Annotated in this window: 16 protein-coding genes and 1 pseudogene; 5 read left to right on the top strand and 12 right to left on the bottom strand. The window is 47.2% G+C overall.

The window, feature by feature from the left end; genetic code table 11:
• Window positions 1-278: 278 nt before the first annotated feature.
• On the bottom strand, window positions 279-1,376 hold the full coding sequence (locus QUA83_RS25215) for an RtcB family protein (protein WP_445301811.1): 1,098 nt from the start codon (window positions 1,374-1,376) through the stop codon (window positions 279-281).
• 143 nt (window positions 1,377-1,519) lie between these two features.
• Between QUA83_RS25215 and QUA83_RS25210 the strand changes: the two genes are divergently transcribed.
• Window positions 1,520-1,666 (top strand): hypothetical protein, encoded by a 147-nt coding sequence (locus QUA83_RS25210; protein WP_333296652.1) that lies wholly within the window; start codon window positions 1,520-1,522, stop codon window positions 1,664-1,666.
• Window positions 1,667-1,783: 117 nt separating this feature from the next.
• On the opposite strand, the gene QUA83_RS25205 is transcribed toward QUA83_RS25210, so the two are convergent.
• The 5 genes from QUA83_RS25205 to QUA83_RS25185 all read right to left on the bottom strand — a co-directional run bounded on the left by QUA83_RS25205 (window position 1,784) and on the right by QUA83_RS25185 (window position 11,058).
• On the bottom strand, window positions 1,784-5,011 hold the full coding sequence (locus tag QUA83_RS25205) for an efflux RND transporter permease subunit (RefSeq protein ID WP_333296651.1): 3,228 nt from the start codon (window positions 5,009-5,011) through the stop codon (window positions 1,784-1,786).
• 1,080 nt (window positions 5,012-6,091) lie between these two features.
• Window positions 6,092-7,036, bottom strand: a complete 945-nt coding sequence (locus QUA83_RS25200) for a GDP-L-fucose synthase (RefSeq protein WP_333296649.1) — start codon at window positions 7,034-7,036, stop codon at window positions 6,092-6,094.
• Between the two features lie 403 nt (window positions 7,037-7,439).
• A complete protein-coding gene (gmd, locus tag QUA83_RS25195) occupies window positions 7,440-8,471 on the bottom strand; it encodes a GDP-mannose 4,6-dehydratase (protein ID WP_333296648.1) in 1,032 nt (343 codons plus the stop codon).
• 445 nt (window positions 8,472-8,916) lie between these two features.
• The gene (locus tag QUA83_RS25190) at window positions 8,917-9,648 is read right to left on the bottom strand and encodes a sugar transferase (protein ID WP_333076234.1); all 732 of its coding nucleotides are present in this window, start codon (window positions 9,646-9,648) and stop codon (window positions 8,917-8,919) included.
• A gap of 243 nt (window positions 9,649-9,891) precedes the next feature.
• The gene (locus QUA83_RS25185) at window positions 9,892-11,058 is read right to left on the bottom strand and encodes a glycosyltransferase (protein WP_333296647.1); all 1,167 of its coding nucleotides are present in this window, start codon (window positions 11,056-11,058) and stop codon (window positions 9,892-9,894) included.
• Between the two features lie 424 nt (window positions 11,059-11,482).
• On the opposite strand from QUA83_RS25185, the gene QUA83_RS25180 reads away from it, so the two are divergent.
• Window positions 11,483-13,579, top strand: a complete 2,097-nt coding sequence (locus tag QUA83_RS25180) for an iron uptake porin (protein WP_333296646.1) — start codon at window positions 11,483-11,485, stop codon at window positions 13,577-13,579.
• Between the two features lie 472 nt (window positions 13,580-14,051).
• Here the strand turns inward: QUA83_RS25180 and QUA83_RS25175 are convergent, their stop codons facing one another.
• On the bottom strand, window positions 14,052-15,815 hold the full coding sequence (locus tag QUA83_RS25175; protein WP_333296645.1) for an NFACT RNA binding domain-containing protein: 1,764 nt from the start codon (window positions 15,813-15,815) through the stop codon (window positions 14,052-14,054).
• A gap of 662 nt (window positions 15,816-16,477) precedes the next feature.
• Complete coding sequence (locus QUA83_RS25170) at window positions 16,478-18,031, bottom strand: NAD(P)/FAD-dependent oxidoreductase (protein ID WP_333296654.1); 1,554 nt, start codon at window positions 18,029-18,031, stop codon at window positions 16,478-16,480.
• A 291-nt stretch (window positions 18,032-18,322) separates the two neighbouring features.
• Here QUA83_RS25170 and QUA83_RS25165 point away from each other — a divergent pair, with 291 nt between their 5' ends.
• Window positions 18,323-18,910 (top strand): hypothetical protein, encoded by a 588-nt coding sequence (locus tag QUA83_RS25165; RefSeq protein WP_333296644.1) that lies wholly within the window; start codon window positions 18,323-18,325, stop codon window positions 18,908-18,910.
• A gap of 252 nt (window positions 18,911-19,162) precedes the next feature.
• Here QUA83_RS25165 and QUA83_RS25160 read toward each other — a convergent pair whose 3' ends face one another.
• The 3 genes from QUA83_RS25160 to QUA83_RS25150 all read right to left on the bottom strand — a co-directional run bounded on the left by QUA83_RS25160 (window position 19,163) and on the right by QUA83_RS25150 (window position 20,916).
• Window positions 19,163-20,155: a permease gene (locus QUA83_RS25160; protein ID WP_333296643.1), complete on the bottom strand. Its 993-nt coding sequence runs from the start codon at window positions 20,153-20,155 to the stop codon at window positions 19,163-19,165.
• A gap of 16 nt (window positions 20,156-20,171) precedes the next feature.
• On the bottom strand, window positions 20,172-20,414 hold the full coding sequence (locus tag QUA83_RS25155) for a thioredoxin family protein (protein ID WP_333296642.1): 243 nt from the start codon (window positions 20,412-20,414) through the stop codon (window positions 20,172-20,174).
• A gap of 106 nt (window positions 20,415-20,520) precedes the next feature.
• Window positions 20,521-20,916 (bottom strand): MerR family DNA-binding protein, encoded by a 396-nt coding sequence (locus QUA83_RS25150; RefSeq protein ID WP_333296641.1) that lies wholly within the window; start codon window positions 20,914-20,916, stop codon window positions 20,521-20,523.
• Window positions 20,917-21,173: 257 nt separating this feature from the next.
• Here QUA83_RS25150 and QUA83_RS25145 point away from each other — a divergent pair, with 257 nt between their 5' ends.
• Together QUA83_RS25145 and QUA83_RS25140 are read left to right on the top strand one after the other, a co-directional pair.
• Window positions 21,174-21,596 carry a transposase family protein gene (locus QUA83_RS25145; protein ID WP_333296640.1) on the top strand — a complete coding sequence of 141 codons (423 nt, stop codon included), beginning with the start codon at window positions 21,174-21,176 and terminating at the stop codon, window positions 21,594-21,596.
• Between the two features lie 175 nt (window positions 21,597-21,771).
• On the top strand, window positions 21,772-24,753 hold the full coding sequence (locus tag QUA83_RS25140) for a cation-transporting P-type ATPase (RefSeq protein WP_333296638.1): 2,982 nt from the start codon (window positions 21,772-21,774) through the stop codon (window positions 24,751-24,753).
• Window positions 24,754-24,858: 105 nt separating this feature from the next.
• Here QUA83_RS25140 and QUA83_RS25135 read toward each other — a convergent pair.
• Window positions 24,859-25,062, bottom strand: a pseudogene (locus QUA83_RS25135) (CHAT domain-containing protein); the annotation flags it as partial.
• Window positions 25,063-25,142 lie beyond the last annotated feature (80 nt).

Raw genomic sequence — 25,142 nt, 5'->3', positions numbered from 1 at the left:
TATTTGTTATTGTGGGATGGGCGTCCCGCCCGTTCAAAAAGGACGGGCGGGACGCCCATCCCACTTTCAAGAGTGGAAGTTATTTAATTCTCATTCCTAAGTGAAGTACAAATAAACTGAGATATTGCACCATTCTCAATAATCCTTTTTTGGGCGGGCTAGAAGCCCAACCCCTACTCCCCACAAGAAAATCTACTCTTTGTGGAACAGGCATCTTGCCTGTTCATAAAAGGCTAATTGAGAATGGTGCAACATATAAAAGAATAAACCAGTTTCTGTCAACCCTTGACACAAACCACCTGCTTCAAAGTCGCCACAACTTCCACCAAATCTGACTGCTGACTCATCACCTCATCAATCGGCTTATAAGCCCCCGGAATTTCATCTAAAAATTGCTCATCTTTCCGGCACTCAACCCCCTCAGTCTGGCGCACAAAATCATCGAGAGTAAATACATTTTTCGCTTGATTGCGAGACATCAAGCGCCCCGCACCGTGACTGCAACTACAGTAACTTTCAGCATTACCCTTCCCTTTAACAATGAAAGATTTCGCCCCCATCGAGCCCGGAATAATCCCGTAATCCTCAACATCCGCGCGCACGGCACCCTTGCGAGTCACATACACATCTTCCCCAAAATGCACCTCTTTTTCCGCGTAATTGTGGTGGCAATTCACCTCTAATAACGGCTTAACAGATTTGCCGCCCGCGACGTGCTTTTCCACAATTCGCTTAAACCGATTCATCATTACATCGCGATTAAAACGAGCATAATCTTGCGCCCACTGCAAATCGTGCCAGTAAGCGGCAAACTCCCGCGTACCCGCTACAAAATAAGCCAAATCTTTGTCAGCAAGATTAATTTCTGCCAGTTTAGCTAAATCTTTAGCAGTCTCGATGTGCTGCTGTGCGAGCAAATTTCCAATGCCGCGAGAACCGGAATGCAGCATCAGCCAAACAAAGTTTTCAGTATCAACGCAAACCTCAATAAAATGATTGCCGCCGCCGAGGGAACCCATTTGTTTTAAGGCTTTATTGTTTTGGTGCTGCACACCTTGATGAAGTTCCTTAAACTCGCCCCATCCTTGCCAGTTGGTGACTGTTGTTTCTACTTCTTTGTTTTCGGAAAATCCGACAGGAATTGCGGCTTCGATATCGAGGCGAATTTGTTTGAGTTTGCCTTCTAATTTGTGAGCCTTGAATGGCATTTTAATGGCAGCAATCCCGCAACCAATATCAACGCCCACAGCAGCCGGAATAATCGCTTCTTTTGTGGCAATTACTGAACCGACTAAAGCACCTTTTCCTAAATGTACGTCGGGCATTAGTGCGACGTGTTTGAATACAAAGGGCAAAGATGCTACGTTTGCGGTCATCTTGGTTTCTTTTTCGCCTAGGGCGTGATTTGCCCAAGATAATACTGGTTTTGGGGCTGATATGTCTAATTTTTCGTAGGGCATTTTTGTTTAAGTTTGTTTTGCTTATTGTTATGTAGTATATATTGTAGCATAAATGATTTATGATGTCAAATTCACCTTACTGGGTGATTTTATTAGGGCGCGTCAGCTTAACATCAAATGCAGTACCAGTATTGTTGGTAAATCCGACAGCCCGACAGGGAATTCATTCCCTGTCTCATAGCAAAAGTCCTCTAAAAGAGGACTGAAATTGATAAGGCTTTCCCTCACAATCAGCAGTCGGTTTTTAACCGACTTTCGCTATGAGGCAGGGGTTTAAACCCCTGCCGGATTGCGGGAAAGTGCGTATTTGCTGACGCTACATTTTACAAATTCGCATTCTTTCTCCCCGCCTTCTGCACAGGAATAGCGACCACCTGCGGTTTCTTATTCCCTGCAAATATCCCGAAGAAATCGTGCAGCAAAATGTAAAAACACGGAATAATAAACAGGGTCAGCAGCGTCGCCAGCGACAAACCGGAAAACACCACCACACCCAGCGGTTGCAAGAATTCCGAACCGTCTCCAATGCCCAAAGCTAGGGGAAATAAACCCAAAACTGTGGTAATAGTTGTCATCAAAATCGGACGCAAGCGCTGAGGTGCAGCTTTAAGAATTGCTGTGGCGCGATCAACCTTTTCATCTTCCAGAATTTGGTTCGCCAACTCCACCATAATAATCGCATTATTTACCACAATTCCCACCAGCAAAATCGCCCCCACAATCACCGTTGCGCCGATCGCAGTTTTAGTCGCATACAACCCGAAAATCCCCCCAGCCAAAGCCAGCGGCACCGTTAACATAATCACCAGCGGATCGACAAGCGAATTGTACTGCACCGCCATCACCACAAATACCAAAAACGCCGCCAAAGATCCCAAAACAATCAGCGAACTTTGCAATTCCCGGTTAGTTTCCGCCGCCGAACTCGGTATAACTCGCACTCCTGGTGGCAATTTGATTTCCGACAAAACTTCATCCACTTGTTTCAAAGCCTCGCCCAAACTCGCGCCCTTATTAACATTCCCAGCAATCAGGAAAACTTGGCGCTGGTTAAGCCTTTGAATTTCCCCAGGCGCCTTTCCCAGTTCAATATTCGCCACATCGCTCAAGCGGATAATGCTGTTATCCCTAGCAGTTAAAGGGATAAATTTTAGTGCAGAAATCGATTGAACAGCAGCCCGATCGAACTGTACCCGCACATCAACCAAACGGTTTCCCCGCTGCAATTGGGTAGGAACAGAACCTTGAATTGCTGTCTGAATCGCCTCTCCAATTTGCCTCGCATTCAACCCGTAGATTTCCGCTTGTTCCCAGTTGGGGCGAATCTGCACTTCCGTCTGCTGCGGGTCTCCATCCGGGCGAAAAGTAGCTAAAGTTACCTTCTGATCCAAAGTTGCCAATATCTCGCGGCCAGTTTGCTGCAATATTTGTTCGTTTTCGCCCTGAAGTAGGACATCAACTTCCGCGCCCCGTACTGGCGAATTAGTTAAAACCAAACCCCGCACATTTTCTGGATTCAGACGCAAACGAGTATTTTTGGGCAAATCAATTTTTTTATTCAATTCTTTCGTAACTCGCTGCACAAAATCCAATGTATTGGTGCCAGGTTTCAGCGTAATGTTGCAGCCGCCGCGCAGCACATTCTCAACCGTATTGTTGCCGAACAACAGCCCGCCCACCGTCGTCAAAGTGTATTGAGTTTCTGGTTGGCTGAGGATAATTTTATCCGCTTCTGCCATGATTCTTTGGTTGGTTGCCAAATTTGTGCCGGCAGGAAACAAAGCAAACAATCTCGCTTGACCGGTATTAATTCTGGGCAATATTTCTTGGGGGATTTGACCAGCCATCAGCCAACTGCCACCGCCCAATCCAATAATCGCTACTGCAATGATAATCAACCGCCACCGCACTATGCCCGATAAAAATTTACCGTAACCGGCGGTAGCATTGGTAAAAGCTCGATCGAATGCCCGCAGCGGCCAAAAGTTGCTCAAACCGCTGGATACCCGCAGCGCTAGCAGTCGAGAAGCCATCATCGGTACAACTGTCAATCCGACAATCAGAGAGGCGGCGACGGAAAAGCTGATGGTAAGAATTAATTCGTTGAAAAGTAAGGAAACTAAGCCGCCTATTAGCAAAAATGGCAGTACAGCAACTAAGTTAGTGATGGTGGAAGCAAATAAAGCTGATTCTAATTCTTGGCTGCTTTTTTCTGCTTGCTGCATCAACTGCTTGTTACTTAAGCGCTGCTTGCCATTGGCACTGTTTTTATTGCTGGTTCCTTCGACAATATTCTCCAACATTACGATCGAGTTATCGACCACAATTCCCACACCCAGCGCCAAACCGCCCAAACTGAAAACGTTCAGAGATAGGCCAAAAACTCCCATCAGGATAATCGCCATTAAAGTTGCGAGGGGAATTGCCAGGACAATAATCAAAGTTTGGCGAAGGGAAGCGAGGAAAAGCAATACAGATGCCCCGGCTAAAACAGCCCCGGTTAAACCAGAAAATAGGACATTGCTAATAGAATCGCGGATGAACTTAGACTCGTCGAAGGTATTAACGATAGTCGTACCTTCGGGAATGGCCCCGGATGCTTTTAATTCTTCTAGCCGCTTTTTGATGCCGTCTACAACTGAGATTGTATTCGCGTCCGGCTGCTTTTGAATGCTAATTTTTACGGCTGATTTCTGATTGAGAAATACTTTAACTCGTTCTTCTTCTGTACCGTCAATTACCTGAGCAAAATCGCGCAAAAACACTCGTTTGGGCGGATTAGAACCTGATGCTTGAAAGGAAATTTCCTGAATTTCTTTTGCATTCCGAAACCGCCCGACGGTGCGGGTTAAAGGTTCCGCTGCTTCTTGCCGCAGTCGCCCGCCGGAAGTGTCGAGGTTGCGGGATTCGAGCGCTGATAAAACGTCGGAAATACTGACACCTAAAGATTGCAAGCGATTTAAGTCAATATTTACTTGAATTTCTTCTTGCACGCCGCCGGCAACGTCAATTGCTGCTATTCCAGGAATTACATTTAGTTCTCTGGATAATTCTTCGTCGGCAAATACGCGCAAATCAACTCCTTGCAAGGAGTCGGAAGTGAGGGCAAATTCGTAAATCGGCTGCTGGGAAGGGTCAACTTTGAAGAGAGTGGGCGATTCAACTGTATCGGGAAGTCGGTTGCGGATGCGGTTGACAGCGGCGGTGGCGTCGTTGAGAGCCTGGTCGATGTTGCCCCCGGGTTTGAAGAATAAATCGACGCTGACTTGTCCTTCGCGAGTCCGCGAGAAAACTTGCATGACGCCTTCAGTGGCGGAAAGTCCTTGTTCGAGGGGGCGGGTAACTTCGTCTATTGCTACTTCTGGGGAGACTCCGGGGGCGTTTAAGCGCACGCCAATGCGGGGATAGGTAATGGAGGGCAGCAAGTCAACGGGCAGTTGGGTGATGTAAAAAAAGCCCACGATTATAATAGCAAGTGTCAGCATGAGGGTGCCGATGTGGCGACGAATGGCGGTCGCGCTAATGCTGAATCCGGATTTGTCGGGGGTCATTTGATTTTAGATTTTAGATTTTAGAATTGAAAAGTTTACCCAGTCAGTCAGCCTGCAAAGGAATGAATCGCGGGGCTGGCGACCAAATTGTTTTCGGTCAAGCTTTATTTTGTATAGGGAGTGAGAGAATATTTACGCTCCGCACCTGACAAGTAGTATAATAAATTTTAATAAATTGTCAAAAAAATTTTTTCTAATATTCCTTTAGAGGTAGTCGATCGCCCACAATGCAGATTGACAGAAATTGCGATCGGCTTTTTTATTGATCGAAAGCAATTGCGATTTACCGCTATCATGGGACGGGTTTACTATATTGTTGGTCTTACCCACAGATGGGTTGTAAAACTCGACCCTACAGTCTTATTCGGCGTTGGGGATTTACGGTATGAAACGCTAAATATGCCAGTCTTAGAAACCAGTATCCACAAAGCTGGCTAATTTTTAACTTATTTTTTTCATACTCTCATTAAGCAACGCCCTGTTTCTTGAATCGAGTCCTTAAGATGTATTTAATCAGAGGGAACAACAACTTTTCAATATTGAGAGCAGGTATTTTCAAAAATATTTGAATGGCGCTTCTTCTACTCTCAAAAGTGATCGGGTATGGCATGACTATTGCCCGCGATTCAATGCTTACTGGTTTATGTGCTTGCACCAGAAAAACTAAAAGTTGGGGTCTTCCGTACTTAGGATCGCGAATTAAGTAATTTACACTCTTGAAAGTGGGGAGTAGGGGTTGGGCGTCCCGCCCGCCCTTTCTGGACGGGCGGGACGCCCATCCCACAAGAACCATCACGCATTGTAAGTTATTTAATTCTCATTCCTTAGTGTGCTAATTTATCTGAAAATAATGACCTAAATTTTTACACAGCAAGGATTTCCGGTCTTACTTTAGTTAATTTGGAGCCATTTTTTCCTTCGATTCATATATAGCTTGGGTTTTAACTACTTAAACTAATCTTTTGACACACGAAGTAAGGAAGAGCCAGCTTTACTAAAAAGTTCTTTCTGCTGATTTACTTCCCTTCAGCAGCTTTCCTAAAAAAACCCGGTTTCTTGAAAAAACCGGGTTTTTTACACTTACGCGGCGTGTTGTCGATACCAATCAATCGTATTTTTCAACCCTTCCTTAAACTTCACCTCCGCAACAAAACCAAACTTTTCCTTAGCCCTTTGGGTATCCAAACAGCGGCGCGGCTGACCGTTCGGTTTGTCTGTTTCCCAAACAATTTCTCCCTCAAATCCCATCAATTCGCAAATTGTTTCCACTAAATCGCGAATTTTAACTTCGCTATTCGTTCCCAAATTAACCGGGTCAGATTCACTGTAATCTTGCGTTGCCATCACAATTCCCCGCGCGGCATCTGTGGAATACAAAAACTCGCGGCTGGGGCTACCGTCGCCCCAAACTGGGAGTGTTTTGTCTCCTCTTTCTTGCGCTTCGTGGACTTTGCGAATTAATGCGGGGATGACGTGGGAACTTTTTGGGTCAAAGTTATCTTCCGGGCCATACAGATTTACTGGTAGCAAGTAGATACCGTTGAATCCGTACTGCTGGCGGTAGGATTGCAGTTGCACCAATAAAGCTTTTTTCGCTACTCCGTAAGGTGCGTTAGTTACCTCTGGATAGCCGTTCCAGAGGTTGTCTTCTTTGAAAGGAACTGGGGTTAAATTGGGATAAGCGCAAATGGTGCCGACGCAGACAAATTTTTCGACTCCGGCTTCGTAGGCGGCGTGGATTAGTTGCGCGCCCATCATCAAATTGTCGTAAAATAATTCAGCGGGTTTGACTAAGTTTAAGCCGATGCCACCGACGTGGGCGGCGAGGTGAATGATGATATCTTGTTGGTCAGCGGCGCGCTTGCAGTTTTCCATGACCCGGAGGTCGCAGTCGCGCGATCGAGTTACCGAAATTTTATCAGCATCGGCTCCTGCTTTCACTAACTGGTCGATTACCTGACGGCCCAAGAAACCGGCGCCGCCCGTGACTAGAATGCGTTTGCTGCTTAAATCCAAGCTGGTCATAATTTTAGCCTCGGGATTTTGAATAAGGGTCGATCGACAATTTCAATTCTAAAATTGTTGCTTTAGCAAAAAAAGCTTTCAGCTACAGGATGAGGTTGCCCACAAATTTGTTTTAGCTGCACCCGATAGGGACAATTTGCGCCGTGCACACCCGAAAGTTAGATATACGGGTCGCGACTCCTCAACTATCATTTTAATGTTTTTTTTAGCCCGCACAGCCTAAAATTTGGCGAGCAATTAAGCGGGTTCTTTGAATGCCGATCGCACTAATAGCTGTAACCATCCTCTGATCAGTTGTGAAGTGTGTGCAGGGGCAATCCTCCGGTGCGCGCCTTTCGCCAAAGGGGTAGACACGGGGCCCTACCCCTACAAATTGTTCGCCCTGACGGCTTGGTTTAGCGACTTAATCAAATCCGTTCCCCGAACCTCGACCTTGCTCCTCTAAAGCTTTCATGTCAGCATCTACCATTAAATGTACTAACTCCTGAAAAGTTACAGAAGGTTCCCAATTTAATTGCTGGCGCGCCTTAGTCGAATCCCCAATCAACAGTTCGACTTCTGCCGGCCGCAAGTAGCGTTCGTCAAACTCCACATATTTTTGCCAATCTAAATTGACGTAAGTAAAAGCCAAATCGAGAAATTCCTTAATGGAATGGGTCTCGTTGGTAGCAATGACATAATCGTCAGGCTTGTCTTGTTGCAGCATCAGCCACATCGCCCGCACGTAGTCTTTAGCATAGCCCCAGTCCCGCTTAGAATCGAGATTGCCCAAGTAAATCTTTTTCTGCTTGCCGGCGACTATTCTGGCCACGGCGCGAGTAATTTTGCGAGTTACAAAAGTTTCGCCACGGCGGGGAGATTCGTGATTGAACAAGATGCCGTTGCAGGCAAACAGTCCGTATGATTCGCGATAATTTACTGTTTGCCAGTGACCGTAAACTTTGGCGCAGGCGTAAGGACTTCTCGGATAAAAAGGAGTTGTTTCTTTTTGCGGAACTTCCTGTACCAAACCAAACATTTCCGAAGAACCTGCTTGATAGAACCGCACTTCTATGCCGGTTCGGTGCTGATAGTCCCGAATTGCTTCTAGCAGCCGCAATACTCCCATCCCTACTGTGTCAACCGTATATTCCGGCGAGTCAAAACTGACTCGAACGTGAGATTGAGCGCCTAAGTTATAAATTTCTACCGGCTGAACTTCTTCCAATATCCGGCGGAGAGTGGTGCCGTCCGTCAAGTCGCCGTAGTGTAGAAACAGGCGCGCACCCTCGCTGTGAGGATCGACATAGATGTGGTCAATTCGATCGGTATTGAAACTCGAACTGCGCCGGATAATGCCGTGAACTTCATATCCTTTCTCTAACAGTAATTCGCTCAAGTAGGAGCCGTCTTGACCTGTAATACCTGTTATTAGCGCTCGCTTACGTTGCGTCATCTGATTTTCCTTTGACAGGCTGTGTTAATTCACAATAAATTTTTTGGCAGAGGCTGTTGCTCCCTGCCGGTCGTATTCTCAAACTGCTTTATAAAACTTACTCAAACTTAACTTTAGTTACCTAAAGCCAGTTGAAGTTTACTTCCTACGCTGTTGGGTAGTGGGCTATCCCAAGATAAGTAGGCTATCCCCCTTAAGCCAAAGGTTATAGAGTTAAGTTTAACACCTAAACCTAAAGTAGTCTATCTAGAAGAACTGATCTTTCTAGATGAATAAGAGGTAGGTTTATTTAAGTATTTGCCCCTTTAGTTAAGCTCACAATTCTTCGATCGGCATCCAGGAAATGTTTAGTTTTGACAAAGAGTTTGTCGCTGATTGTCAGTAGTCAGCATCAGTGGTCAGTAACAAATAAAACTAACTACCGATTGCTGACTGCGGACAAAAATTAATATGCGCCGTTATTTTTGGGAAAAATCACAACTCCAATTGTTTTGAAAACAATCCACATATCCATCCAAAGGTTTTTGTCATTTGCGTAATAGAGGTCGATTTGGACTCGGCGGGGATAGGGAATGTCGTTGCGACCAGACACTTGCCACAAGCCTGTAATTCCAGGTCTTATGGTGAGAATTTTGTTGATGTGACTGCCGTATCTCGGCAGTTCTTCTTCAACTAAAGGTCTGGGTCCGACGACGCTCATATCTCCTTTTAAAACATTCCAAAACTGGGGAAACTCGTCTAAACTGGTCATTCGTAAAAATCTTCCAATCCAGGTAATTCGAGGGTCTTGTTTCAGCTTGAAATTGTCCTCAAACTCTTGACGCAAATGCGGAGAATTTTCCATGATTTCTAGCAATATATCGTCCGCATTTTCCACCATCGTTCTGAATTTCAGGCAATAAAACCTTTTACGGTTTTTGCCTACTCGTTCCTGTACGTAAAAAATAGGACCGGGCGAGCTTAAGGCGATTAAGAAAGCCAAAAGCAGGTAAACCGGAGCAAACAGGATCAGAACCGATAAGGAAAACAGGATGTCAAATAACCGCTTGAAAAGTTCTCCGTCGAGGCTCTGTAGAGAACGACTTATGCGTCTATCTCCTTGCAGGACAGACCCAAAACCGCGTCTTGCGATCGCTCGAATTACCTTGCCGGAGATTAGTTGGCTGTCGGCAGTCATCTTACTCCTTCACTTCACACCACACACAGTCCTGATCATAAAGCCTCAAGACGCTTTGTTCTCTCAATTATGTTTCCAATACTCAATTTTCTGCCTTCAGAAGGCTTCAAAAGGCAGAAGGAAGAAGGAAAAGGGCTTCTGGCGGCAGAAGGAAGAAGGCACAAGACACTTATGCACAGGTCTTCTGAAGGCACTTATACAAAGGCAGAAGGAAGATTGTCCCGCTATCGGGTTCTGGCACTCTCAAGCCCCAGACTCGGTAAAATCACGGGAGTGAAATTCCTGATAGCAGCGTTCCACAAAAGCTAGATAGCGCTGCCCAAAGACATCGGGGGCAAACTGTTCAGCGCGCAACCGGCTGATTTCTGGCTCAAATTTACCTTGCAACTGCTCAAATTCCTCGACAGCTTCGACTAATGCTGCTGCGGTTTGGGAGGAAAAAAATAAACCAGTCCCAGTCTCTGGGTGTTGGCGAATGTCGAGCACTGTCTCCAAAGCGCCCCCTGCTGCATAGGAAATTACCGGTGTTCCGCAAGCTTGAGCCTCTACCAAAGCTATGCCAAAATCTTCGCAAGCTGCATAGACAAAGGCTTTCGCCTCTGCCATGTACTTTTCAACTATGGAGGCGGGCTGCCAGCCGAGCACTTGCACGTTGGGTTTGGCGATTTGCCGAATCATTTCTAATTCTGGCCCGGTGCCGATGACAATTAGAGTATGCCCGAGTTGATTGAATGCTTGGACGATCGCACTTACGTTTTTGTAACTTACCAACCGACAAACTGTGACGTAAAAGTCTTGTTTTTGCCGCATCAAGGAAAATCGCTCGATATTTACCGGCGGATAAATCACCTGGGCCCGCCGCCGATAACACCGCCAAATTCGGCGCGCAGTGTGTTGAGAGTTAGCGATGAAATAATCAACGCGATTGGCGGAAATTACGTCCCACTGCCGCAGTCGATGCAACAAATATCGCGTCAGCAGACCCTGGATGCCCCGTCCGGCTTTGCTGCTACGCAAATAGTCAAAAGTTAAGTCCCAAGCGTAGCGCATGGGCGTGTGGCAGTAGCAGACGTGCATTTGCTGGGGACTGCTGAGGATGCCTTTGGCGACGGCATGGGATGAGGAGAGGATGATGTCGTATTCTCGCAGATCTAGTTGTTCGATCGCGATGGGCAGAAATGGCAAATATTTTTGCACGCCGCTGCGGGCCTTGGGAAAGTGCTGCAAAAAAGTTGTGCCAATCTGTCGCCCGAAAAGATAGCTTTCGGGATTGCTTGATTCAAAGTCGATGAGGGCATAGACATCTGCCTCGTCTACGTGTTTGAGGATTTCCTGTACTACGAGTTCTGAACCGCCAGTAGCTAAGGGCGTCAACCATTCGTGAACTAGGGCGTATTTGAGTTTTTTCACTTGTATTTGTAGCCGATCAAACGATTTGTTAGCGCCAGTGCTGTCAATATTAGTCTTACTGAGGGATCACTTACGCAATATCGGGCCATCAACCAGGTTTCTAGGTAGGTATCTTTAAACTGAGATGTTGCACCATTCTCAATTATTTGTTTAGGAACAGGCAAGATGCCTGTTCCACAAAGAGTCAATTTTCTTGTGGAACAGGCATCTTGCCTGTTCTTGAGAATGGTGCTCTTCGGTGAGTCAAACCAAGGATTTTGGGAAGAAACGGGGTTTTTGTCAAATCAACCACAGCAAAACTGCACTCTTCGGCAGTGATTTCCCCGATTGTTGACAAGAAATACTATTAGGCGGAATACTTAAGGTGATTTGCGGGCGCCTAAATCTTCGGAACGGGCGATCGGCTCAATGTGATGTGAGGAAAATGTCCAAATTTTTGTGGAAAGGACTTTTAGTTAGTCCCGCTGTATTGGCAGCAAGTTTAGTCGTATCTTCGACGGCGCTAGCAGCAGAGCAACCTGTAGAAATTGCCGCCACAGATCAAGCTCATCAATTGCAATTCGCAGGGGCTGCAACCGAGGTGGCAACGTCTGAGACGCCAAAGGCTGAGACAGTCGAACCAGCGTCACTAGCTAGCAACTTGACTGTTGAAACTATTGAGAAAGAAAGTGCGAACCTCTACGAGGGCTTTCCTTCGGATCGCTTCGCTAACACTAACGATTTGAGTGCCCCAGTTGCCGAACAGGCAAAAGCACCGGAAAACGCAGTTGCAGCAGATTTAAGCGAAACCAAACCCGCAGTCGCGCCCGCAAATTTAAGTGTTGAACAACCTGTCGCGGAGCAAATCCCCGCAGTCGCGCCCGCAAACTTAAGCGAAACGCAACCCGCCGCTACACCGGCTAATTTAAGCGCCCAAGAGCAGATTTCCCAATCGCCAAATCCAAGTGCCCAACCTCCAGCACAGTCAAATGTTTTAGAACAAATCAACCAATACAGCGCCGAAGGCAGTACCAGCCAAGATGCTGCCGGCCAAGTAACCTCTGTTTCGCAACTTTCCGACGTTCGGCCCACAGATTGGGCGTTCCAAGCTTTGCAGTCTCTAGTAGAGCGCTACGGCTGCATAGCTGGCTATCCTGACGGCACTTTTCGCGGCAACCGGGCAATGACTCGCTACGAGTTTGCAGCAGGTTTAAATGCGTGTTTGGATAAAGTTACCGAGCTAATTCAAGGCGGTTCCAGAAATCTGGCGACGCGAGAAGATTTGGCTTCTGTGCAAAAGTTGCAAGAAGAATTTGCGGCGGAATTGGCAACTTTGCGAGGCCGCGTCGATGCTTTGGAAGCGCGCGCCTCTGAATTAGAAGCAAATCAGTTTTCAACTACGACTAAACTCAACGGCGAAGTGATATTTGGTTTGACGGGTATCGCCAGGGGAGAGGATGCTGAAGGTAACGATGCCGATAAAGCGACGGCTTTTGGCAGTAGGGTTCGGATCAATTTCGACACGAGTTTCTCTGGAGAAGATTTGCTGAGAACTCGATTGCAAGTTTTAAATTTGGGTTCTTTTTCTACTAATAATACCAAAACCGCTGAAGGGGAATTGCGGTTTAATGCTGGGCCTTTTGCCGAGGCTAGCAATACTGTAGGTTTAGATGCGCTGCTTTACCAATTCCCTCTAGGCAAAAGCACGACTGTAATTCTCGAAGCTAATGCCGGCGCTGCTGATGATTTTGTTAACACTGTCAACCCTTACTTTGACGGAGACGGCAGCTATGGCGCTCTTTCTAACTTCGGTACTCGCAACCCCATTTACTATTTGATTGGTGGTTCTGGTATCGCTCTGCGGCATCAGTTTGGGGAAAAACTAGAGCTGAGTTTGGGATATATGGCCGGCAATGCTGCGGACCCGACGCGGGGAAATGGTTTGTTTAACGGCTCTTACGGCGGTTTGGCTCAGTTGACTTTTACACCGAACGACAGCATGGCTTTAGGTTTAACTTACGTTAATTCCTACAACGTCGTCACCGGTACCGGCAGCAATGCTTCTAATTTTCCGGTGCGTTTGGCTTCCTTCGGGTTCGACAGCGATAGCAATGTGCCAGTTTCTAGCAATTCCTACGGCGCGCAAGCTTCGTGGCAGTTGAACCGGAGATTTGCAATTGGCGGTTGGGCGGGTTACACTAATCAGCGCATTTTATCCAACTTGGGTACTCCTACGGGTTCTGTGCAGCGGGGGGATCAAAAAATCTGGAACTGGGCAGTTACTTTGGCTTTTCCCGATTTGTTGAAAGAAGGAAATCTGGCGGGGATTGTGGTAGGTATGGAGCCGCGGGTGACGAGTTCTACTAATCGGACTTTGCCGGAAGATAAGGATACTTCGCTGCACCTTGAAGGTTTCTATCAGTTTAAGTTGAGCGATAATATTTCTATCACTCCTGGTCTGATTTGGCTGACTGCTCCTGACCACAATAAGAATAATTCTGATTTGGTGATTGGGGTTGTCAGAACGACGTTTACTTTCTAGGGGAACCCCACACCGATTTTAGATTTTAGATTTGAGATTTGAGATTGGCAGTTTTAATCTAAAATCTCAAATCGCCAATCTAAAATTGTCTGAGTTGGGGTTTAAGGTTTAAACAGAAACGACCAGCTTTAGCAAAAGCTGGTCTGCAAAAATAGTTAAATCCGTTGTGTTCCCACAGTGTTGTTCTCACAGTGAGGAAACCCAAGTTGCACGTTTCTTTGCAAAGGGTTCTAAAAGAAATATCATCTCTCTTAAGGGGTATTATAACAACAAAATTTAATTTTCTGTAATAAAATTTTACATTACAGAGGAATTTTAATTGTGAGGGACGATCGCACTCCCGGTCACTTTGTATAATCCAGCCTGGGTTCAAAAACCCGGTTTCTGCCTAGGTTTATCGGTTCCAAACAGGTTATTTTGGGTAAAAACGAGGTTTCGATTGCCGATCGACCATTGTCTCACTTTATATAAATTAAGCCGGAGCTTGCTGCGGTCTGCCCCAGACAATCCGCTCCTGCTTGTATACAACCATACCCGGTTTAGCACCTTTTGGCTTGTATACATATTTCGGTTCTGTATAAACCACCGGGACTTGTTCGCTGTGGCGGGCGCGACTGTAGTACGCAGTCATGTCGGCGGCAAATTGCAAATCAGTTTCTTCAGCCACAGTACCGGGTGTGAGACGCAGCAAAGCGTGACTTCCGGGAATCTCTAGGGTGTGGAACCACAAGTCGTAGTCGTTGGCGGTGCGAAAAGTGAGTTGGTCGTTTTGGCGGTTGTTGCGCCCGATTAATAATTCAAAGCCACTGGGGGTTTGGTAGCGGTGAAATTCGATCGCAGCATTTTTGTCGGTACTGCGGTAATCTGGTACGTCTAGATATTTTTGTTGGATCAGTTCTTCGCGGATTTCGGCGAGGGTTTGCAAATCTTGGGTGTTGCGGTAGGTTTCCAATACCGAAAGTGCGACTTCAACTTGTTCTAAATAGTCGATTTCTTCTTGTACGGCGGCTAACAATGGTTCTACTGCAATGCGAGCTCTTTTAAGTTTTTGGTGTTTTTTGTAGAGGGCTTGAGCGTTTTGAACTGCGTTTTTTTCTGGGTTTAGGGAAATGGCAACGGGTTTTTCGGTTTCAAAGTCGGGGAGGGAAATTGATTTCATTCCTGGTTCCCAATGCTGCAAATTTGCCATCAGCAAGTCGGCTTGGGATTTGTGGGTGTCGGCGTCTGCAGATTGCTGTAAACGTTCTTTAAATGTGTTGGCTTTGAGGCGCAGTTTGGCGAGGACGTTGTTGAGTTTTTGGGTAAGCTGATGCCGCAGTTGGGCGAATACTTCTTGATTGATTTCGCCTGTGTAGTAGCTGTTAAGTATTTCTTGAACCGAAGAGATGGAAGAATCAGAGGGCGGGGACGGGGGCACCGCCCCTACATTGTGATTTTCTGGTGCGGGCCAATCGATGACGGTGTAGCCTTCGGGGGTAAAACTCGGGTGAAATTTGGAGTTTTCTAGGCATTGCAGCCAGTATAGCCAGCGCTGAAATAGTTGCTGCCATTCGTCGGGATTCAGGCTGTCGGTGGATTGTTCGGGGTCTAAAGAAGCCGATCGAATCATTGACAAAACTAAGGCTTTACTCATCCCTCGGTAATTCTTCAACAGATTGCCCTTTAATTGCCCAGGAACCAGGCTAATTCGTGATTGCCAGCGGTTTTGAGATTCACTCAGACTCGGCACTGCATCCGTCAAAGACGGGGGCATTTCGTAGGGTTGCCCGGTTTGGATTGGACGGACGGTGGACTGTTTGGCGCTGACTTGGTGGGCGCAGGTGACAACGAGGTTGTCTTGGGCGGTGAGGATGACGTTGCTGTACTTGCCCATGATTTCGGCGTACAGGTGCCAGAGGGCTGGTTCTCCGGGGCGTTTGGCGAATTGCAAGTCGATGACTCTTTCCCAGGATGAAACAGGGGCGATGGAAACTAAGGCTAAACCGCTGAGTTGATGCCGCAGTTGTTCGCTGAAGGTGAAGGTGTCGGGAATGCGGGGCGGGGGGTCGCCGACGCAAATGCGGGCGGCCACAGGATGCCAGGAAAGGTCAATCCAGCCGCGCCCTTTCATGGTGCGGAGGGCTAGGGACACGGTAAATAGATCGCGCTGGTAGACTTGTTCTAAGCGCGCTGGCAGCCATTGGGCTCGCAGTTCGCTGCAAGTGGCGGTTAAAGTTGTAAAGTCTACGGGTTGCACGGTGGCCTCTTTGCGATCGAACTATCTATTTCTATGCTGACAGATATCGGTCACATTTTACTAACTATACCCTTTCTCAGTAACATGAGGTGGACGCTGGATAAGCGGGCATAGGGTATAGGGCATAGGGCATAGGGCATACCTCACCAAGATTGAGAACTGCTGTATATACAATTATTGTTTACTCTTGCTTCGCGTCCTTCGCTATGAAAGCGCTTCCATAATTCCGTTAACAAATAATATCAATTACGGTTGCATTGGAATGATTAAACCGCAGAGAACGCAGAGAACGCAGAGTCAGAGAACAGAGAGATGAATACAGGACGATGAAGGGCGGATTTGATATAACAAATAACTAATAAACATCTCCTCAAAAGCAGGTTTTGAACAGGCAGGATGCCTGTTCCACAATAATTATGGGAGATGTCTAATAATATCAATTCCGGCTGCGCCGAAATGATATCATTAGTCATTAGTCATTAGTCATTAGTCATTAGTCATTAGTCATTAGTCATTAGTCATTAGTCCTCAGTCATTAGTCCTCAGTCATTAGTCCTCAGTCATTAGTCCTCAGTCATTAGTCATTAGTCATTAGTCAACAGTCAACAGTCAACAGTCAACAGTCAACAAGCATTCCGGTGCAACCGGAATCGATATAACAACTAACTAATAACTTCCCGAATCAATTCCAAATGTTTTTCCAAAGGTGCGATCGTATTGGCGGCGATCGCCCCGCTAGCAGCAACAGCGGGCAAACCAATTCCCGGAAACGTCGAATCTCCGCAGCAAAACAGCCCCGCTAAAGGTGTTGTCGGGCCGGGAAACAAGCCGCTACCCGCCCGAATTCCGGGCCCGTAGGAACCGCGATGGCGGCGCAAAAACCGTTCGTGGGTGAGGGGTGTCCCAACTAAGGTGACTTCGCAGCGCGATCGAATATTGGGGATAATTCTCTCTAAGGCTTCCCACATTACCTCGGCGCGCGCTTGTTTTTGCAGCTTGTACTCTTCGCTGGTGCGATTGAGCTTTTGCCACAAATCGTAAGGCTCGTTTCCGGGGGTATATGCGTGAATGACGTGCTTTCCCGGAGGCGCGAGGTCGGGGTCGAGGAGGGAGGGAATCGAGACGAGAACGACGTTCTGAGGGGCCGAAACGCCCATTTCCCAGTCTTTGACGAAGATGTAGTGACAAGCCAAGTCCGATCGCACTCCGGCAGCATCAATTCCCAGATGCAGGTGCATGAAGCTGTCGCACTCTGGCGTCGCCTGCCGCTGTTGCCGAAACCTTTGCGGGACTGAGGTTTCAGGCAACAGTTTCAGGGTATCCCAAACGGAAGCGTTGGAGACGACGGCTTTGTGCGATCGAATTATTTTGCCCGATCGCAGCCGCACGCCCGCAGCCCGGTTGTTTTCCACCAAAACTTCTGCAACGTGGGAATTTAGCTGCAACTGCCCTCCGTGGCGCTCTAAACCGCGTACCAGGGCGTTTACCAAAGCTGCACTACCGCCGATCGGATAGTCCAAAACTGCATTGGGGCGATACCAGTCGGCGAACATGAATGCGACTTCGGCTGCGATCGTTCCGTCGGCGGGAAGTCCAGACAACAGGAAACACAACAAATTCAGCCAATTTCGGACAAAGGGATCTTTGACATTTTTGTCCATTATTTTGCTGAAAGGGCCTGCAAGTGCGATCGCGTCGCCAGCACTTTGCAGGAAAGCCGGCGCAAATTGACCGAGGGTAAAAACAGCGCCCAAATCGAAGCGCAAAGCCAGGGGGGGCAAGGCTATGGCAGCTTTGGCGTAGGGTTCCATGATGCGCTGGAGTTGCCGCCATTCGGCGACTGCTGCCGCGCCGCGCAGTTGTGCGAGCACTTCGCCAAATTGACTCGCACCGACAGATGTGTCGAAATCGCCTTCTGGCAAACAGCAACCCCAGGTATCGTAGGTGATGCAGGGGAGTTTTTCGCCGATCGCATCCAAAACTTGCCGCAGCGGATTGGCAGACGGGCTGTAGGATAATCCTGAGTACAGGGAGGGCCCGGAGTCGAAGCTAAATCCGTCGCGTTCAAAACCGTGTGCGGCCCCGCCCGCGATCGAATGGCTTTCGCAAACCACAACATCAAAGCCATAGCGGGCAAGCATTGCAGCGCAACTCAACCCGCCTATCCCGCTGCCGATGACGATGATTTCTGTGTCTGTGGGGGCGATCGCAACCATGTTTTTCTCCGCTACTTCAGCTAATATTATCAATGTCTTGCAGCTTTAGGACTTACGCCTTTAACAGATGCGATCGTCCCTAGCCCTCCAAAACACAAGGGGAAGAAGCAAGCAGTTGACTGTAGGGTCGATCGCCCCTAGCCCCCCGTAATAAGGGGGGGAAAAGAAGCAGTCAAAGTCTTTGTTAAAAATGGCGGGTTCAGAAGCACTCAAAGTCCCCCTTCTTAAGGGGGATTTAGGGGGATCTAGATTCAGCTACCACCCTTAAAATACAAATCTGTATATTATTAAATGGAAAATCTATCTATTCTAGAACAAGCTGCCCAATCTAATTCTAAACCATCTCCCGACGCTGTAGTCGCCGCCCTCCTAGAAGCTGAGAAAAACGCGAAAAAAAATAAAATTCGCTATTCTTTCGAGCAATTAATCGGCAACTGGCAACTCTGCTTTATCACCGGCACGAAAAAGACTCGACAAAAAGCGGGGATTGTGTTGGGCGCGGGACGTTACATCCCTGAGTGGGTTGCAAAAATTCAAATTGCTTATTCGGCAGAACCTGTTGCTGAAGGGGAAGAGAATAGCGAAACCGGCAGGGTGGAGAATTCGGTGCAAGTTGGGGCGATCGTACTAACTCTTTCCGGGCCGACTAAGTTTTTGGTTAATAAAAATATTTTAGCTTTTGATTTTACCAGAATTACCGTGAAATTGTTGGGTAAAACTGTGTATCAAGGATTTATTCGCGGTGGAGAAGCGCGGGAGGCGGAATTTTTTAGTTTGAGTGTGGGGAAGCAGGCATTTTTTGCATATTTTCTGGTAGAAGATGGGATAATTGCCGCTAGGGGAAGGGGCGGCGGATTGGCTTTGTGGGGGAGAGTTTAGAGCAATTGAGGATGCGATCGAGTAATTGTTTTTGATAGCAGTCAGGTATTGGCGAATTCCCAGGGGATTGTTGACCCGAAATACAGTCGAGATTTCCTGCATATGAACCCAGAAGGCTATGCGGGACTCAACTAAGATATAGCAATCCTCGCATCATTTGTGAATTTCTTACTCCCTCCCCGCGAGTTCGGGGAGGGTTGGGGTGGGGTGAAAAATTTACGACTCATTTAGGGTTACTGTAGTAGGTTGCAGCTAAGCAAGAAAAGCATTGAATAAATAGCCGATACTGATTATGCCAAGAGTCATTAGGCTGATGAAAACAGCTAAAAGTTGAGGGCGAAGAACTTTTTTCAGAATGACCATCTCAGGTAATGAAAGAGCGGTAACAGCCATTGTGAAGGCTAACACAGTTCCGAGGGGCATTCCTTTGTTAACCAGTGCTTCAGTAATCGGCATTACACCAGCAATATTCGCATAGAGTGGCACACCTAAAAGAACAGCAATAGGAACGGCTAAGGGGTTGTCACGTCCTGCTATTTGGGTGACTAAAGTAGTCGGAACATAACCATGAATTCCTGCACCGATCGCAATTCCTAAGACCACATAAAGCCACACGGATTGCACAATTTGACTAGATTGAAACCATCCCTGTTCAAATCGCTGGTTCCAAGTGAGCTGATTAGATTCAAATTCATCTGTTTGAGTCTCTAGTGATCGGGATTTTTGGAGTTCCCAAACAAAGGGTTCCACCCATTTTTCTAATTTTAGTAATCCGATCGTATATCCAGCCACGATCGCCAATCCAACGCCGAAGCCGATATAAAGAAGCGTAACCTTCAACCCAAATAATCCCCAGATCAACACCACCGCCACCTCATTGACCATTGGTGCTGAGATCAGATAGGAAAATGTGACTCCTAAAGGAACACCTGCTTCCAAAAATCCGATAAAAAGAGGAACCGCCGAACAGGAGCAAAACGGTGTAATAATGCCCACAATAGCCGCCAGGATATTCCCCCCGAAGGTGCGCTTGCCTTCTAACCAATGCCGGACTTTCTCTGGTTCTAAAAAGCTTTGAAATGTACCAACAATAAAACTGATTACAATCAGCAATGTTAAAACTTTAGGTACATCGTAAAGGAAAAAATGTAAACTGGCTCCGAGGTGAGATTTTATAGATAAACCCAAGAGGCGAGTCACAATCTGAGTAGCTAACCAGTCGAACGGATAAAACGGATCGAACATGGTTTTTCTCCAATTATTAGAGTTGTAAGAGTCTCTGAATTTCTGCGCTCGTGATCACTTTTCCTTTGCTGACGACTTTGCCGTTGATGGTCAATGCTGGAGTAGACATCACACCGCGTTTAGCAATTTCGATCGGGTCGGTGATGTGCAGGATTTCAGCTTCTAAATTCAAAGCGGCGATCGCCTCCTTGGCATTAGCTTCCAACTGCTGACATTTTTTACAACCCGCTCCTAATATTTCCATCTCCCTCGCATTCATAGCACTGCTCCTTTTTTATTTTACTTATGTAATTCTGTTCAGTTATAGGCTCAGGTAGAGCTAAATTTTACAGTCAAGATGCTCTTTGAGCGCGCGCTGCTTCTGGTTATTTTTCAAGAACGAGGCATTGATAAGCTGGATCGGGATACTCTAATTTGGTTTGACATTGCTCGACCCAAGGCACTAGCTCATCATGCAGCGATCGCAATTGTCGAATGTTGTCCTCAATTGCCTGAACTTTCTTGTTTAGTCTGTCATCGACGGCTTTACAGGCGAGTAATTGCCCATCTTCCAAGGCTATAATTTCCTTAATTTCCTCAAGACTTCGCCCTAAAGACTTGGCACTAGAAATAAAGGCAAGTCGTTCCATATCCTGCCGGCTAAAGAGGCGATCGCCCGCTTCAGTCCACTGGGGAGATGGGATCAATCCAATACGCCCATAAAAATATAGAGTTTGTGGATTGAGTCCTAAACCACCAGAGACTTCGCCCACTTGGAACATTGGTATTATCTCTTTTGCAACCTATTAAACTAATATTATACCCTATATTAAGGTATAGGGTATAGGGTATAGGGTGAGAAGTTAAGATTTGTTGAAGCTACTGGATGCAGGGTCAGCTCATCAAATTTGGTAACAATTGTACTTGCCAGACAAGAACCTAGTATTGTGCAGAGAGACCTATTTTTTAAAACCTCTCCAGGAAACAGCATTATGTCTCAGGGCTTTAAAATTAAATCTGTTGATAAAAAAATGGCACTGTGAAAAATCCCAAAGCTGTGGTAGAAATTGGAGTTATTCAAGAAAGTTTAGTCAAGCACTTTAGAGGACTCAAAAACCCAAGATTAGAGCGAACCAAGAGACATCAACTCACCGACATCTTAGTAATTGCAATCTTAGCTATAATTGGCGGGGCAAGGGGTATTGAAAACGAAGCTCATTGGACTTTTAATTGTACTTTTGCCTCAGATGCTTGCCGGATTCGCTCTTTCCCGATTCCGCGCAATTTTGCTATTCTACAACGTATTGTACTCAATGCTATCAATCGTAAACAGACTCATAAACGTAGTATTATACAAAAAATGAAACGGAAATCTATGGACAACGATTATATGAGTCAAGTTCCCAGTTATTGTTTTAAAGACTCTACATTAGATTCCTTGTATTCCTTATGTAAACCCTAATTGATGTGTTCTTACCCTGCTACTGGATGCAATATTATCAGTATTAAAAGCCGAGAAATTATCTGCACAGTGGCAGCTCTATCCCCTGGATTTTGTAAGAAAAATTAAGTTTACCCAAATTCGTTGGGAAATATGCCAAAAATGATTGCATTACCTATTTCTAAGGTGGGGATGTATGGCAGTACCGCATCAACCAATTTGGACCCTATCACCAGAAGATGTATATCAATCCTTTGAAATCAGCGAGAACGGGTTGTCTGATGAGGAAGCTTTCGATCGACTCGTAAAATTTGGCACGAATGAGTTGCCAGAACCCGCACATCGCCCTCTGTGGCTAAGATTTACCGATCAGTTAAGGCACTTTATGGCCCTGCTGCTATGGGTGGCAGGGATTTTGGCATTCATTTCGGGAACCCCTCAATTAGGTTGGGCAATCTGGGCGGTGATCGGGATTAATGCAGTATTCAGTTTTTGGCAAGAGTTTCAAGCAGAGCAAGCATTAGCGGCCTTAAAGAACGTGTTACCGATGCAGGTGAAAGTGTATCGGAATGGGGAACTAAAGCAGATTCCGGCACGGGAACTGGTGCGTGGAGATGTGATGCAATTGGAAGAGGGCGATCGCATCTCTGCGGATGCTCGGTTAGTTACTGCCGAAAGCCTGTATTTGGATATTTCTGTAATGACTGGCGAATCGCTTCCTGTTGCCCGTAACGCTCATCCGGTGCGGGTGCGCGAAGCTGCATCCATCCGGGCTGGCAAAACGATACCAGCGGGCGAACATCCCTTACAAGAAAAGGTCAATCTGGCGGAAATCCCAAATTTGGTGCTGGCAGGCTCGACGGTTTCGTCAGGAAGGGGCGTTGCTGTGGTTTATGCCACGGGAGCACAAACCGAGTTTGGTCACGTCGCCCATCTCACCGCCGTTGTGAAACGGGAACCCAGCACGTTGGAAGTGCAGGTGGCTGATATTGTGCGGATCATCACTGCGATCGCCCTTGGTATGGGAGTTCTGGTATTTCTGCTGACATACCTGCTGGTGGGGATGGAGCTCAAAGAGAGCTTTATTTTTGGGATCGGGATCATTGTGGCGCTGGTGCCAGAGGGATTACTGCCGACGGTTACTTTGTCATTGGCGATCGGGGTGCGGCGAATGGTGCGCCGTAATGCTTTGGTGCGTCGTCTTTCGGCTGTGGAAACCCTGAGCGCTACAACGGTGATCTGCACCGACAAAACCGGAACGTTGACTAAAAACGAAATGACGGTGCATTATCTCTGGCTTCCCTGGGAATCTTCGGAGAACAGCCCAAATCCTGCCAGCCAAGAGTCGGCTGTCTTACCACCTCTTAACGGCAAGCAGAAATCCCATCCATCGATGACGCCGACTCTGATTGAAGTGACTGGCGCTGGATACGATCCTACGGCTGGTGAGGTTCAGATTCCCGCGAATTTTGCAGCATCCTGGAAAGTCAATTTGTTGCTTACGGGGGCGGCACTTTGCTCGAATGCACGGTTGATTCACCTGACAGCGCCTAGCCGTTGGCAAGAAATTGGCGATCCAACGGAAGCGGCTCTGCTGGTGGCTGCTGCCAAAGCAGGATTGAATCTGGAAACTTTGCAAAAACAGCTTCCCCGCTTGCGAGAGGTGCCTTTTGATTCTCGTCGCCGGATGATGACGGTGGTGTTGGACTGGCGATCGTCCGCGCTATGGAATAGCGATCTGCCGAACCTGGCTTTTACTAAGGGGGCACCGCTGGAAGTGTTGCGACACTGCACATCTATCTTGCGGAATGGAACTCTCTCAGAACTCACTCCATCCGACTCGAATGAAATAGTGGCGGCTAACGATGAGTTAGCCCAGCAGGGCTTTCGGGTTTTGGGGGTGGCGGCGCGCCGTGGGGGGAGTGAAATGTTGGATTTGCGATCGCAAGACTTAGAGCAAAACTTGATTTTTATTGGTCTGGTGGCGATGTTTGACCCGCCCCGTCCAGAGGTAAGAGAGGCTCTTGCTCAGTGCCATCAGGCAGGAATTAAGGTGACGATGGTGACGGGTGACTATGGACTGACTGCTGAGGCGATCGCCCGCAAAATTGGATTAGTTACCGATTCTGTACGGGTGGTAACGGGTGAAGGCATGGGGCATCTGTCGGATGCTCAATTGCAACAAATTCTGAAATATCGATCGGGGCTAGTGTTTGCTCGGATGTCTCCTGAGCATAAGCTGCGACTGGTGGAAGCCTATAAAACGATCGGGGATGTAGTTGCGGTGACGGGGGATGGAGTCAATGATGCACCAGCATTAAGGGCTGCCCATATTGGCATCGCGATGGGGCTGAATGGCACCGATGTGGCACGAGAAGCCGCCGATATTGTCCTTACCGATGACAACTTTGCGACGATCGTGGTCGCGATCGAGGAGGGGCGAGCCGTGCATCAAAACATCCGCAAATTTATGACCTACATCCTGGCATCAAACCTGCCGGAATTAGTACCATTTCTGTTCATGGTGGCGTTGAAGATTCCTCCTGCACTGGTGATCATGCAGATTCTTGCCATTGATTTAGGAACTGATATAGTGCCTGCATTGGCATTGGGTGCAGAACGGGCAGAAGCCGGAACGATGCAGCAGCCCCCCCGGAAAAAATCGCAACCGCTTCTCGATCGCTCTCTGCTGTTGCGCGCCTATGGCTTCTTGGGATTGCTGGAAGCTGCCCTAGCGATGGCAGCATTTTTTGTGGTGTGGTGGAGTTACGGTTATGACTTGGCAGAATTACAAGCCGCAACCCCAAGCATTCTGTCTCATTCAGCAGATGCCGCTACGATCGCCATCTATACTCAAGCCATTACTATGACTCTGGCATCGGTTGTGGCTTGTCAAACGGGCAATGTCTTTGCCTGCCGATCGGAACGCGGATCAATTTTGCGACTGGGATTCTTTTCTAATCCACAAATCTGGCTCGGAATTGTCATTGAATGGATTTTAGTGGCGATCGTGATCAATAACGAATTGTTGAGCCGCATTTTTTCGACAGCACCTTTAGCACCCTGGCAATGGCTGCTATTGCTGGTGTGTCCACCGATCATTTTAGGAGCAGAAGAACTACGAAAAGTCGTGTTTCCTGGGAAATTGATTCTGAAGCAGAGCCAGAAAGGTAATTAGGTTGAATTTTGTGAACACTTCCTACTCCTAATTCCTGACGATCGCATTTACGGATACAGATACATCTGGAAATGCGATCGGGTTAACTGTTCCGCCTGTTAGTAACTACCGCGCATCGCCAATTAAAATAAACGGCGACCAATAAAACGGATGGCGACCAATTTGACTCAACTTAGCTTGCCGCAATGCTTCATTTGTACTCATCCCTTTATTGATATTTTGATAAAATTGAACCATCAAATCTTTAGTAGCTGAATCAGAAACACTCCACAAACTCGCCATCACAGCTTGTGCACCCGCACGCTCAAATACATACTGTACTTTAGACTAAATAAAGATGAGAACGGTGGCTTTGAGAAGAACTAAAGCCACCGCGCCGGGAGAGAATA

Source organism: Microcoleus sp. K1-B1 (genome assembly GCF_036704705.1).
In the GTDB taxonomy this organism is placed as follows: domain Bacteria; phylum Cyanobacteriota; class Cyanobacteriia; order Cyanobacteriales; family Microcoleaceae; genus Microcoleus.
This window is presented reverse-complemented; position numbering and strand designations above follow the sequence as displayed.